General features: G+C 39.5%; 12 protein-coding genes. All 12 read right to left on the bottom strand.

Annotated features, from left to right (window positions below):
• Nucleotides 1–105: 105 nt before the first annotated feature.
• Nucleotides 106–2,484, bottom strand: a complete 2,379-nt coding sequence (locus tag LY28_RS12895) for an endonuclease MutS2 (RefSeq protein ID WP_110462610.1) — start codon at nt 2,482–2,484, stop codon at nt 106–108.
• Between the two features lie 63 nt (nt 2,485–2,547).
• Nucleotides 2,548–4,236 (bottom strand): AMP-binding protein, encoded by a 1,689-nt coding sequence (locus tag LY28_RS12890; RefSeq protein WP_110462609.1) that lies wholly within the window; start codon nt 4,234–4,236, stop codon nt 2,548–2,550.
• Between the two features lie 125 nt (nt 4,237–4,361).
• A complete protein-coding gene (locus tag LY28_RS12885) occupies nt 4,362–4,910 on the bottom strand; it encodes a helix-turn-helix domain-containing protein (protein ID WP_110462608.1) in 549 nt (182 codons plus the stop codon).
• A gap of 217 nt (nt 4,911–5,127) precedes the next feature.
• Nucleotides 5,128–5,418, bottom strand: coding sequence for a hypothetical protein (locus LY28_RS12880; RefSeq protein ID WP_110462607.1), 291 nt, complete (start codon nt 5,416–5,418; stop codon nt 5,128–5,130).
• A 152-nt stretch (nt 5,419–5,570) separates the two neighbouring features.
• Entirely contained in the window at nt 5,571–6,086 is a 516-nt protein-coding gene (locus LY28_RS12875) for a hypothetical protein (protein WP_110462606.1), read from the bottom strand.
• A 61-nt stretch (nt 6,087–6,147) separates the two neighbouring features.
• The gene (locus LY28_RS12870) at nt 6,148–6,792 is read right to left on the bottom strand and encodes a DnaJ domain-containing protein (RefSeq protein ID WP_110462605.1); all 645 of its coding nucleotides are present in this window, start codon (nt 6,790–6,792) and stop codon (nt 6,148–6,150) included.
• A complete protein-coding gene (locus LY28_RS12865; RefSeq protein ID WP_110462604.1) occupies nt 6,776–7,654 on the bottom strand; it encodes a DUF5685 family protein in 879 nt (292 codons plus the stop codon). Before LY28_RS12865 ends, LY28_RS12870 begins: the two co-directional genes overlap by 17 nt.
• Before the next feature lie 200 nt (nt 7,655–7,854).
• Nucleotides 7,855–8,436, bottom strand: a complete 582-nt coding sequence (gene pgsA / locus LY28_RS12860; protein WP_110462603.1) for a CDP-diacylglycerol--glycerol-3-phosphate 3-phosphatidyltransferase — start codon at nt 8,434–8,436, stop codon at nt 7,855–7,857.
• Nucleotides 8,437–8,684: 248 nt separating this feature from the next.
• Nucleotides 8,685–9,134 (bottom strand): acyl-CoA thioesterase, encoded by a 450-nt coding sequence (locus LY28_RS12855; RefSeq protein WP_110462602.1) that lies wholly within the window; start codon nt 9,132–9,134, stop codon nt 8,685–8,687.
• A gap of 260 nt (nt 9,135–9,394) precedes the next feature.
• The gene (locus LY28_RS12850) at nt 9,395–9,598 is read right to left on the bottom strand and encodes an LAGLIDADG family homing endonuclease (RefSeq protein ID WP_479692085.1); all 204 of its coding nucleotides are present in this window, start codon (nt 9,596–9,598) and stop codon (nt 9,395–9,397) included.
• A gap of 20 nt (nt 9,599–9,618) precedes the next feature.
• Nucleotides 9,619–9,852 (bottom strand): trp RNA-binding attenuation protein MtrB, encoded by a 234-nt coding sequence (gene mtrB / locus LY28_RS12845; RefSeq protein ID WP_110462600.1) that lies wholly within the window; start codon nt 9,850–9,852, stop codon nt 9,619–9,621.
• Between the two features lie 77 nt (nt 9,853–9,929).
• Nucleotides 9,930–13,430: a DNA polymerase III subunit alpha gene (locus LY28_RS12840; protein WP_110462599.1), complete on the bottom strand. Its 3,501-nt coding sequence runs from the start codon at nt 13,428–13,430 to the stop codon at nt 9,930–9,932.
• Nucleotides 13,431–13,519 lie beyond the last annotated feature (89 nt).

The raw sequence follows: 13,519 nt of genomic DNA, 5'->3' as shown, positions 1-13,519 counted from the left end.
GATAATAATTGACTTTCGATAAATAAGCCACTATTTATTCTAATTTACTGAAGCAAAAATGTCAACCGTGCATTATCTTCGGCATACTGTCATAGCAGCCTTATCTTATTTAAGCTCAACAACCGTCACACCCGTTTCGCCTTCTCCCAGCTTGCCTAGCCTGAAGCTTTTTGCGTGAGGGTTATGCTTCAGATATTGCTGCAGTCCCGCTCTCAAGGCTCCCGTTCCCTTTCCGTGTATAAGCGTGACCTCTCCCATGCCTGCAATACTGGCATCATCCAGATACTTGTCAACGGCATCCACAGCTTCATCCAGCAGCATTCCTCTCAAATCAATTTCGGAGGACATATTCTGAGCCTTTGAAACTCCTATCCTGCCCATGCCGGTTTTTTGGACCTGCTGCTTCTGTTCATCAACAAGCTTGAGATTTGATATGTGCACATTTATTTTCATTATTCCGGCCTGAACCTGCGCTTCTCCGCTCTTATCCGGCACTGTAAGGACAGTACCCTTCTGATTGAGATTTACAATAAGCACTGTATCTCCCGGCTTAAGATTTTTAGGAGGCTTGACCAGTCCCTGCCTTGGCATAATTGATTCCACAAGGGAATCCTCCAGCTTGCTTATGCTTTTGCTTACTCTTTGGCGCAGCTCCTCTGTCTGCCTTCTGACCTCTGCTTCCTCCTGCTCCTTTGCCAGCCTCTTCATTTCTGAAACCAGCTCTTCCGCTTCTCTTTTTGAAGCCATCAGAATTTGGCGGGCTTCCTCCCGGGCCATTCTAAGCTCTTTTTCCTTTTGAGCAGACAGCCTGCTCTTCTGCTCCTCCAAATCCTTCTTCAAACGTTCAGCCTCAAGCCTGTAGCTTTCAGCTCTCATTTTCTCCCTCTCGGCTTCATTACGGTTTTTTTCAATACTCAGCAATATATCCTCAAACCGTATATCCTCCTGAGAAAGAAATTCCTTTGACCTCTCAATAATATCATCGGTAAGTCCCAGCCGTTTTGATACAGCAAAAGCATTACTTTTTCCGGGGACACCTATAAGCAAACGATATGTGGGCTTCAAGGTTTCAACGTCAAATTCGCAGGAGGCATTTTCGACACCGGGAGATGAGATCGCGTATACCTTCAGCTCGCTGTAATGGGTTGTTGCAAGAGTAACGGCTCCAATTTGGTGAAGGCATTCAAGAATCGCCATTGCAAGAGCCGCTCCCTCCGTAGGGTCTGTTCCTGCACCCAGCTCGTCAAACATAACCAGTGACCTGCTGTCAACATTTTTCAGTATTTCAACTATATTTTTCATGTGTGAAGAAAAAGTGCTCAGACTCTGTTCAATACTCTGTTCATCACCAATATCGGCATAAACCTTGTTGAACACGCTCATTTCTGTTCCCTCATTGGCAGGAACATGCAAGCCGCTTTGTGTCAGCAGAGTAAACAGTCCCACTGTTTTAAGGGACACAGTCTTTCCTCCGGTATTAGGGCCTGTTACAATCAGTGAGTTGAATTTCTCACCTATCCAGAAATCTATCGGAACTACTTTTTTTTCATCCAGCAAAGGATGCCTGCCCTTTTTGATAATAATCCTTCCGGCTTGGTTTATTTTGGGGCATATACAATTAAAATCAACAGCAAGCCTTGCCTTTGCAAAAATAAAATCCAGCTTTGCCATTATACTCATGTTTGCGCTGAGCTGCGGCAATATCAATGAAGCCTCCTGAGAAAGCTCGGCCAAAATCCTCTCAATCTCTGTCTGTTCCTTTATTTTCAGCTGCTTAATACTGTTATTTGCTTCAACGACAGCCATCGGCTCTATATAAAGCGTCGCACCGCTTGAGGATGAATCATGCACAAGTCCCGGAATGTCACTTCTGTGCTCCTGCTTTACAGGTATTACGTATCTGTCTCCTCTTATAGTGACAATTGCCTCCTGTATATATTTCTGATATTTTGTGGAGCGAATAAGGTCATTCAGCTTGTCCTTGATAGAAGCCTGATGCTCCTTTATCTGACGCCTGACAGTATTCAGTGCGGGGCTTGCATTATCTGCTATTTCCTCTTCACTGATAATACACATGTCAATTTTCTGCTCCAGTCTGGCATTAGACTCAAGACAGGCTATTAATTCATTAACACAATTTGCAGTGTCCTCATTCACTCTGTCATTTGCATATGACTTCAGCTTTCTGGCAGCACGCAGCACTCCGCCCAAGCGCAGCAATTCCCCCGGATTTAAAATACCGCCTATATCCAGCCTCTTTAAGCTGGGTCTGATATCATTAATGCCTCCGAGAGGAGGAGAGCCGCGCCTCATTATGCAGCTTACTCCGTCATTTGTTTCAGAAAGAAGCCTTTCCACCGTATTAAAATCAGTTTGAGGAGACAGCTCCTCCACCAGCTCTCTTCCTAATTCAGATGTGGTCAGGCCCTTCAGTTTATCTATGATTTTCCAATATTCAAGCACTCTAAGTGTCTTTTCGTTCATCAAAAAGCAATTCCTTTCTCAGGAACATTTAAATAACTTACCATTATTTCAGGGGCTTATCATTTAGTGTCCCTTATTTTGTGCCATATTTTTATTATCCTCGTGACGAATATGCGCTCTCTTTATTTTTCCGCTTATTGTCTTAGGCAATTCATCTGCAAATTCTATAATTCTTGGATATTTATACGGAGCGGTAACCTTCTTAACATAATTCTGTATATCCTTTTTCAGTTCCTCAGACGGTTCATATCCTTTGGAAAGAGTAACAGTTGCCTTAACAACAGTTCCCCTTATACTGTCAGGTGCTCCCGTTACCGCACACTCAAGTACAGCCGGATGCTCAATCAGTGCGCTTTCAACCTCAAAAGGACTTATTCTGTATCCTGACGCCTTTATGACATCATCATTTCTTCCCACAAACCATAGGAAACCATGCTCGTCTCTATAAACCACATCTCCTGTGTGATACGTATTGTTATACCATACCTTTGCGGTTGACTCAGAGTCCTTGTAATAGCCGCAGAATAATCCCGCAGGCTTTGCGGTATCTACGTCTCTTATTACAAGCTCGCCTTCCTCACCTGCCGGACAGGAATTATTATTCTCATCCACCACGTCAATATTATATGCAGGATTCGGCATTCCCATTGCACCCGGATCCACCTTAAGCCACTCAAAATTCGCGACAATGACAGTGGTTTCAGTCTGCCCGAAGCCGTTAAGAATTTCATGTCCGGTTATATTCTTAAATCTGTTGAATATCTCAGGATTCAATGGCTCTCCCGCTGTGGAGCAATGATTCAGAGACGACAAATCATATCCGGCAATATCATGCTGCAGCAGAAACCTGTAAATTGTAGGCGGGGCACAAAATGTTTTTACATCATATTTTGACAGCTTCTCAAGCAAATTACACGGGTCAAATCTTTCCATATCATACAGGAACTGAACAGCACCGCATATCCACTGTCCAAACAGCTTTCCCCATCCGAATTTTGCCCATCCCGATTCTGCGACAGAAATGTGAAGTCCTTTATCTACAACTCTGTGCCAATACTTCGCAGTCACAATATGCCCCAACGGGTATGTAAAATCATGCATTGCCATTTTAGGCATACTGGTTGTTCCCGATGTAAAATATATCATCATCAAATCTTCATTTGTTGTGTTCCCGTCACCCTCCGGTCTTGACCATTCAGCCCCGGCGGACTCAATTTCACTGTCATAGTCAAACCAGCCTTCTTTGCTTCCTCCCACCATAATATAGGTGTCAACTGTCGGGGAATCTAGTCTGGAGTTGTCTGCATGCTCTGGAATCCCATCATCATTGTATGCAATAATCGCCTTAACTCCTGCCGCGTTGTTCCTGTATACTATGTCTTTTTTCATCAGCTGGTTGGTACACGGAATAAAAACAGCCCCTATCTTACAGGCAGCAAATGCAAAGAAATAGAATTCAAACCTTCTTCTCAAAATAAAAATCAGCTTATCACCTTTTCCAATCCCCTTTGCTTTAAGGTAATTTGCCGTCTTATCAGACCAATACTTCAGATCCCTAAAAGTAAACTTTCTCTCGTTTCCCTTATCGTCACACCAAACAAGAGCAAGTCTTTCAGGCTCACTTTCTGCATATCCATCTATAATATCATACGCAAAATTAAAATTTTCAGGAACCCTGAGCTTAAAATTCCTGCTGAAATCCTCATATGAATCAAATTCGGTTCTTTCTAAATATCTTTCTTCCAGTCCCATTATATATATCCTCCAATACCTAATCAACCGGTGTATTATCTATGCTTCCCCTTTGCAGCGTATCCGGCTGCTGATTAATTAATATTTTTTATACTGAATCCTTCTTCTCAGCTCCAAACTGATTTTCAGAGCAAAATAATTGTTACAAATTTTGCAGGCTTCCCGTCTAATGCCAGCTGCTTATGGGGCAGCGTGGAATTAAAATACAAAGCATCACCCGGTTCAAGATTAAAGGTTTCCTTGCCTATTACCACCTGCATCCTGCCTTCAAGGCAGAAATTGAACTCCTGTCCCTTATGAGAGACAAGCTCGGGAGAATTTTCAGGGTCAAGCTCAACAAGCAAAGGCTCTATCTTTCTGTTTGAATATTTGTACGCAAGACTTTCAAACTTGTATTGGTCATATCTCTCGATTTTTAACCCTTCACCCTTTTTTACAAAGCTGATATCATGAAGCTTAGGTGATGTGCCGGTTAATATTTCCGTCATATCCACCTTGTAATATTCGGCTATTTCATATAATATACTGACGGGAATGTCATCCTCGGCATTTTCATATTTTAAGTATTCCTCAACCTTCAATCCGACCGCACCTGCCACTGCCTTTTCGGAATCTCCCGCCAACAGCCTCAAGCCTTTAATTCTGACTGCAATGTCCTTTACTTTTTCGTTCATAATTATTAACCAATCCTTCCGTTATAATTAATATCAATTATTTTTATTGTCAAAAAGTCAATTACTATATTTTTTCAAAATTCAACAAACATTTTTTATTATATCATAATAATTAGTACTATTTACATTTTAATCATGATTTAAAATAAAATTAGCCCTGAGTCATCAGGGCTGTTAATTATTATCCGGTTGTCAAATTTTCTTGTTAATTATGCAGCTATTCCTTGAATTTGCTTCTGATTGCAGGAAATACCCACACTCCCAGTGTCAGGCAAATAAGGCATGCGGACATGCCGAAAAGGCTTGGAAGCGACCTGTAGAACAGCTGTCTGAAGGTTACGTTTATTGTCCTTTCAACAAACAAGGCAGAATTAACCACTATATATGTAAAGAAAAAGGCTATGCCAATCAGCTGAAATATATAATGCTGCCTCAGCAAATTTACAGAACAGCCTGCTACAAAAATAATGAGAAAAACAGCAATGGAATATGAAAAAGCTGGGCTCATAGGCAACCTCCGCGACGGCTTTGCAAATAAAAACAAAAAAGCACTGTAGTTACAATTATTGTAATATACGCAGCGCTTTATTTCAATTATTTCCGCAATTTTATTGTACACGCATAACTCAGTATAATCTGTCCGTCTGCTTTAAAACATGCTCACAGCTTTAGCCTTGGTTTCAGGCTCGTCCCATAAAACCTTATAAAGGAGGTATACACATAATCATACAGTACAAAAACAACCTCCGACAGTGCAGCAACAATATAAACAGGCACAGAGAGGTTTATCCCGCCAAGTATTAATTCCTTCAGGAAAAACAGTCCCAACACCAGACATAAGTTAAAATAAATATACTTTAGTACATACTCCAATACCCTGCTTCGCACTTTTTCAATATAAAATTTTATCAATCCGTATATTCCAAAAAAAACAATAAACGGTATCACCTCAAGTCTCGGCACCAAAACTGCCGACAATATACCCGATGCCAAATAGAAGGTCCAACCGGCCCTTGTACCGAACTCAATTATAATAACTGAAATAAATAACGAGCTGACAGCGTACAAAGAAAGCACACTTGTAGGAAGAATAGATGCAAGGAAAACGCATATTACCGTAAAAGCAAGCAGAATACCTCCCGATGCAAGACCTTTTACTCTTTTATTGTTATTCATTTAAAAATAATAGCCTCCCCTCAGCTTTTCAGGAACAAAAATAATTAAACTTCGAAATATTTTAACAGCAGGATATCAAGTCTCCTCCAAGGCATTCGCACATGGAATCCGAGCACCATAAACATGTGCACATATCACAGAAGCTTGGACCTGAATTATATCCTCTGGAGCCTGCATTTCCCCTGTACATATTATTACTGGAATTCATTCTGTTTAATGTATTTCTGTATTCAAAATTTGAGGGATCCATATTTACAGCCTGCTTTATATTCATTGAGGCTTCGTTGTACCAGCCCTTTTTCATAAATATTAAGCCCCTCAGGTAAAACCATTCTGCATTCTTGTTTCCGATAGCCTCCAGCAAGGCTTCTGCCTGCGATATATTTCCATTGTTTATGTTCATTCTTACCTGACCGAAATTATCCCCGCCGGTACTATAAGTACTGTTATTGTACGAGCCTCCGCTCTGATTGGAACCTGCTCCTGCATTTCTGCCGTTCCACCCGTTGCTGGCCGCACTCTGGCCTCTTGTCAGATATTCATATGCTTCATTTACTTCTCTTAGCTTTTCTTCCGCTAACTTTGAAAGAGGATTATCCTGATATTGATCCGGATGATATTTCTTTACCTGCTCTCTATATGCTTTTTTTATCTCTTCTTCAGAAGCTCCTTCTTTAACTCCCAGTACCTCATATGGATTTTTCACCTTTAACACAACTCCTCTGGCATAAAATTTTGTCAGTCTTGCTCAACATGCCTATATATAATATGTTTTCTAAAATACCTTTATTTTCTTTTGTTTCCAACAGCTCAAATGCCTTAGATGTCTCACCCAAGCAATATAGCAATGTAAATTCGGCTTGTTCCTTTATTTTACTTCTGAATTCACTTACATCCGACCCGTCATATTTAAAATGTGTCACAAACGGATTATAACTGGAATTCTTGATATCATCCTCCAAATCATCAAATGCATCTATCAAATAAATCCATTTCCCAAGATTATAGCCCATCCATCTCAGAACCCGTCTTGTATTGTCATCAAGCTTTTTATAGTCCAGCACCTCTTCCATAAGCCTTGCAAAAGGCTCGGCCGCAGCATCAATGGAATCGCAATTATCCTTTTCCAGAAGAGAAAGCTCCTCCAGTCTTTTGCTTATTATAGCACATTTTTCTGAATATTTTACCGTAAGCCTTTTATATGCTCTTTTAAGCCCGACCAAGCCTGCTAATGCTGTTTTTGATTTATCGTCCTTCCACTTATCTACAATATTATTATACGCTAAAATTATATTAATGTCGGATGAATAATCAATTATTTCATTGAAGATAATAAACGATTTTTTTGTGGGATGTATCATGCAGCGTTCTTTCCTCATTTTTGTTTCAACCTTTAATACAGAGCACAGAAGTAAAGCAAGGAAGGCAGCATCATAGGTAAGTGTCATCCTCTTTATCTGACCATGCCGCTTTCCTATGGATTTGCATACTCCACAGTAATAAGCACGGTACATATCAAATTCCTTCATCTTCAGTTCCGGTTTCTCTGGAATTATATATCCAAACATTTGTGCCCTCCAAATTAGTTATATCATAAAAATATTACTAATTTATTAACTGTATATTAACCCAAACGCGCACTTGTATAAAAATCCTAGTAAAAAAGTACACTATATCATCAAGTGTACCTTAAAACCTCCAAACACAGCAAAGCAACACACCTCAGAGCTGTGAATGTATGTACTTATTCCTTCCGTATGACAGGATATTACGGCTTAATATCTTTATTTGATTGGGCATCCTTGTCATAATCCTTTGAAAACCTCAAATAAATAATTATATATCTGACTAATGCAAATAGTGTGCATACAACAGCCAATCCGAGAGCTATATTAACAGCAATTATTGTATAGCTGCTGCTTAAGCTTTCTATTTTAAGGATTATAGTTGCAATAATAGCAAAATAAAAAATAACGGTAGCCAGCTTCCCGTACCAGTTTGCACCAATAACGGTTTTACCCTTGGTATAGAGAAGTATCCCACCTGTCAGCATCAATAATTCTTTTAATACCACAATAATAAGAACAACAATAGGAATAAAATCCTTTATCACCAAAAATGTTAATGCTGTTATTTGCATCAGCTTATCTGCTAACGGATCAAAAAACTTTCCCCACTTTGTTATCATGTTGAATTTTCTTGCAATATATCCATCTACAATGTCGGTAATTCCACCTACGGTAAAAAGAATTATAGAAAGAATATACATTTCACTGTTCATACAATATCCAAGTATAGGAACAATAATCAGCCTTAATGCTGTCAATATATTTGGAATGTTAATTATCACGGAATCACCACCTGATTTACTAAATTCAGCTTCGCATTGATATGCCAAAGTATAAGCAAGCATAGTCTACCATAAATTCATTGCATTATGCAATATATTCTTGCTTTAACAGCCGGATAGTATTATTTTTTTCCATATATTCACTTGAATATATTCACCTGAATATATTCACCTGATTTTACGTTTATTAATGATGTATTTTCTGGCAAGTCAATTATTCATCCTCCGGTGTTTCCCCGTACGAAGGCTTATAAACCGTAATCAGCTTTAGCCAAATCCTTAGCAGCATTTATATTTATTATATGATAAAGTTCGGGAAAATGTTTCTGCAAGTTTATAGGCTTTAAATCCCTGCTTGTCCACACATGAACTGTTTCTCCGGTGGTTATGGGCTTACTCATATCCTGTTCCTTAAATACCTGATAAAAAAATTCCAATCTTGTTTTGGAATAGCTTTTGATACTGCTTCTCACTATAAGCCTGTCTTCATATGCCGCCGAGCTGATAAACCTGCATCTCAGCTCAAGCAAAGGTAAAAGTATTCCTTTTGCCTCAACCTCTGTATATGAGATACCGCATTTCTTTATGAGCTCAGTTCTTCCGGCTTCAAACCATATCGCATAATTTGAATGATGAACAATCCCCATTCTGTCCGTTTCAGCATATCTTACTGTTATGGGTGTATCAATATAAACCATCCTAACCTCCACATCTAAATACGCATTAAAATTATTGTTGTAAACGTGGAGGTACGCAGCCTATTTACTGCCAAATATCCACATTCCTTTTCGCTAACCTTCTCTCCCGGTATCGGCATAAAAAATAATATATTTATTGTTTAGAATCTCATTTTGAGTAGGTCTTAACACTGACCCAAGCTTCACAACAAATATATTTATTTTAAAAAACAGCAATAGCTTCGAGCAATATATGCACGAAGCTATCATACATAATTTTATTAGTAACCCGTTTCTATAATAACGCTATGTGCTTCCTCAACTTCTGCCTCAGGAACAAGGACTTCAAAGTAATTATCATTGTTCTCATGATTTTTACTAATTGGCCTTAATTTTACTAGAATACCTTCATTGGACAAAAGATTCTGCAGCTGATTAGCCACCTCTTTGCTCTGGGCCATATATACCACTGTCCACATCGTAATCTACACTACCTTTCAAATTGTTATTCACCGCATTGAATAGTACCATATCTGCAATAAACAGTAGCCTTACCTCTTATTTTAATCGCAGATGTATTCTCTGTAAATTGCGCAAGCAGCAATTCACCTTTATCAAGTTTTTCTGTATGATGAAATTTAGTATCCCTTCCCCGTGTCAAACCAATAATTGTGACTCCGTTTTCCTCTGCCTTAACAGCAACATACTCACCGGAAATTTTATCCTCCAGGCTGTCCATATAACCACCTCGACATTTATATTATATTATTTTCCACCAAAAATCAATATTAAGCACTGTAATATGTTATTTTTATATTATTTCAACATTATATTTTCCTTACCCAAGCGACATTCTAACTCTTCTATTATAACATTATTGACATCAATCCAGTATTGCCTTCCAAGTTTTTTAAAATTTTTTTCATTTTTCATACTGATGTAAGTAGGAGTATTCCCGCTGAAATATTTAAGCAGTGCTCTGAAAGAGGAGCTTTCCTCTTTAGAAAAAGGCTTCTCAAAGGTCATATACACTCCCTTTTCCTCTGAATTCATCCTTTCAAGACTCTTTATCGGAAACACCTCTTCACATATTATTTTAGGCTGCTCGTCTTCTCTCAAGCTTAGTCTTCCTTTTATTATCACCACACTTTCCATCTGCAGCAAAGAAGAAAATTTTTCGTATATAGTCGGAAAAACTATTATTTCCATGGAACCGAACAAATCCTCAATACCTATAAATGCCATAAGGTTGTTATTCTTTGTAGTTTTTGTTTTTCTTGAGTTAACTATACCCCCGACTGTAACTTTCATAGAATCCTCAAGTTTTTTCATTTTCAGCCCGATTTCGTTCGTATCTTCCGCAATAGTATCGTCAACAAACAACTCCTTGCTGAATAGATTAACATTTTTATCCAGTATGCTTTGATACTCGCTTAACGGATGGCCTGAAACATACAACCCCAGCATTTCCTTTTCCATAGCCAGCAAAACATTCGCTGCATACTCCTTAATATCCGGATAATCCTCCTGCACTGATTCCTGAGGCTCCTGCATCAAATCAAATATAGACAGCTGACCCTCCATATTCTTCTTTCTTGATTGCGCTATTCCGTCAAGAATTCCTTCATACACAGCCATCAGCTTTGATCTGTATATATTGAGGGAGTCAAACGCTCCGCTCTTAATAAGGCTTTCTATACATCTTTTGTTAATCTCACGTCCGTCAATTCTTTGGCAGAAATCCATAAAGGATGTAAACAATCCGTTTTCCGACCGTTCCCTGATCACAGAAAGTATGGCATTCTCTCCGACATTTTTTATTGCGGCAAGCCCGAAGCGAATTTTGCTGCCGACTACTGTAAATTTAACGCTGCTCTCATTGACATCAGGCGGCAATACCTGTATATTAAGTGCCTTACATTCATTTACATATTGTGAAACCTTATCGCTTGAGCCCAGAAAGCTGTTTAATGAAGCCGCCAGAAACTCAGTGGGGTAATAATGCTTCAGCCATGCCGTCTGATACGCGACTACGGCATATGCCGCGGCATGTGATTTATTGAAGGCATAGCTTGCGAAATCCATCATTTCATCAAATATTTTATTTGCAACAGCTTCATCTACCCCGTTCTTAACTGCTCCCTTAACTACTTCGTTTCCGTCCTCATCTGTTATCCCGTAAATAAAGTTTTTACGCTCCTGCTCCATCACAGCAATTTTTTTCTTGGACATGGCACGTCTTACAAGGTCGGATCTGCCCATAGAGTAGCCTGCCAGCTCCCTTACAATCTGCATAACCTGTTCCTGATAAACCATACAGCCATAAGTTACATTCAATATGTTTTCCAGCAGCGGATGATCATATTTCACCTCTCCGAGATTGTTCTTGTTTTTTATGTATCGGGGTATCTGGTCCATAGGACCGGGCCTGTACAAGGATATGCCCGCAATGATATCCTCCAGGGAATTCGGCTGCAGCTCCTTCATAAACTGAGTCATTCCTCCGCTTTCAAGCTGGAATATTCCTGTTGTTTTACCCTCTCCTATCATTTTATATACATCTTTATCATCATAGTCTATTTTCGAAATATCTATTTTCTTGTTATGCACCTGTTCTATAAGCTCTGCCGCATCTCTTATTACTGTAAGCGTCCTGAGCCCGAGAAAGTCCATTTTTAAAAGCCCCAGCTCCTCAAGAAGACCCATTGTGAACTGTGTGGTTACATTGTTGTCATTCATCTGAAGGGGAACATATTCCACAATAGGCTTTTTAGAGATTACAACTCCTGCCGCATGAGTAGATGCATGGCGCTGCAAGCCTTCAAGGCTTCTTGCCATATCTATCAGCAATTTTGTCTCCTCTTCCTCATTGTATTTTTTCTTAAGCTCAGGGTTAATCTCCAATGCCTTATCAATTGTTATACCCAGCTGGAAGGGAATCATTTTGGCAACGGTATCAACATTCCCATATGAAATATCCAGCGCTCTGCCCACATCCCTTATGGCATTTCTGGCAGCCATTGTACCAAAGGTTATAATTTGGGAAACATTATCCTTGCCGTACTTTTTGATAACATAATCTATAACCTCCTGCCTTCTTTCATAGCAAAAGTCAATATCTATATCAGGCATACTGATTCGTTCCGGATTTAAAAACCTTTCAAACAGCAGGTTATATTTGAGAGGATCAATACTTGTAATTTTCAGGCAGTATGAAACTATACTTCCTGCTGCCGAGCCTCTTCCCGGCCCTACCATAATTTCCTTCTCACGTGCATATCTTATAAAATCCCAAACAATGAGAAAATAATCGACATAACCCATCTGTGAGATAACAGACAGCTCATATTCGAGCCTTTGCCTTACAGCTTCATCACAATTTTCCCCGTATCTTTCGGCAAGCCCCTTATAACACTGCTCCTTCAAATATTCATAGGGAGTGTAGCCTTCCTTTACATCAAAGCTTGGCAGGTGAAGCTTTCCGAACTCCAGCTCAACATTGCACCTTTCGGCAATTTTAACGGTATTGTCAAGTGCCTGCTTCACATTTTTAAAGTGCGCGTACATTTCCTCAGGTGATTTAATGTACAGCTCATCTGTGTTAAAACGCATTCTGTTTTCATCATTTATGGTCTTTCCTGTCTGAATGCACAGAAGTATCTCATGGGATGCCGCAGATTCCTTCATCAGATAGTGTGCATCATTTGTGGCAACCAGAGGAATATCAAGCTCACCGGACAGCCTGATAAGCTGCTGATTAACCATATTTTGGTCAGCTATGCCATTATGCTGCAGCTCAAGATAAAAATTATCCTGACCGAATATATCGTTAAGCCTTTTTGCAAGCTCTATTGCCCTGTCATAATCGTTATTTAAAAGTGCTGCCGGAACATCCCCCGACAAGCATGCACTCAGAGCTATTATCCCCTCGGAATATTTTGAGAGAGTTTCATAGTCGACACGCGGCTTGTAGTAGTAGCCTTCAGTACAGCCTAAGGTTACAATCTTCATAAGGTTCTTATATCCGGTATAGCTTTCAGCCAGCAGAACCAAATGTCCGTAATCCGAGTCTATTCCTGCCTGCTTGTCGTACATGCTTCTTTTTGCGGTATATATCTCACAGCCCAATATAGGCTTTATGCCGTTTTTCTTGGCTTCCTTATAAAATTCAACAACACCGTACATAACACCGTGGTCAGTTATTGCACAGCTGTCCATTCCCAGTTCCTTTACTCTTTGCACCAAATCAGTTATCCTGTTTGCTCCGTCAAGCAGACTGTATTGTGTATGTACGTGCAGATGTACGAAATCTCCCATTTCTGTTCTCCTCAAATCAAAATCATAATAAATATATTATAACTCTTTTAATTATAACATACATGAAAATAGCCAACTTTTATTTTATA

The sequence above is a fragment of the Ruminiclostridium sufflavum DSM 19573 genome (assembly GCF_003208175.1).
Classification (GTDB): Bacteria; Bacillota; Clostridia; order Acetivibrionales; family DSM-1351; genus Ruminiclostridium; species Ruminiclostridium sufflavum.
The sequence above is the reverse complement of the archived record's forward strand: the minus strand, read 5'-3'. Positions and strand labels throughout refer to the sequence as shown.

What these genes read in the sequence shown, in the direction of transcription:
- LY28_RS12895 (WP_110462610.1), bottom strand. Translation starts at nt 2,484, where the DNA reads ATGAACGAAAAGACACTTAGAGTGCTTGAATATTGGAAAATCATAGAT.
- LY28_RS12890 (WP_110462609.1), bottom strand. Translation starts at nt 4,236, where the DNA reads ATGGGACTGGAAGAAAGATATTTAGAAAGAACCGAATTTGATTCATAT.
- LY28_RS12885 (WP_110462608.1), bottom strand. Translation starts at nt 4,910, where the DNA reads ATGAACGAAAAAGTAAAGGACATTGCAGTCAGAATTAAAGGCTTGAGG.
- LY28_RS12880 (WP_110462607.1), bottom strand. Translation starts at nt 5,418, where the DNA reads ATGAGCCCAGCTTTTTCATATTCCATTGCTGTTTTTCTCATTATTTTT.
- LY28_RS12875 (WP_110462606.1), bottom strand. Translation starts at nt 6,086, where the DNA reads ATGAATAACAATAAAAGAGTAAAAGGTCTTGCATCGGGAGGTATTCTG.
- LY28_RS12865 (WP_110462604.1), bottom strand. Translation starts at nt 7,654, where the DNA reads ATGTTTGGATATATAATTCCAGAGAAACCGGAACTGAAGATGAAGGAA.
- LY28_RS12855 (WP_110462602.1), bottom strand. Translation starts at nt 9,134, where the DNA reads ATGGTTTATATTGATACACCCATAACAGTAAGATATGCTGAAACGGAC.
- mtrB (WP_110462600.1), bottom strand. Translation starts at nt 9,852, where the DNA reads ATGGACAGCCTGGAGGATAAAATTTCCGGTGAGTATGTTGCTGTTAAG.
- LY28_RS12840 (WP_110462599.1), bottom strand. Translation starts at nt 13,430, where the DNA reads ATGGGAGATTTCGTACATCTGCACGTACATACACAATACAGTCTGCTT.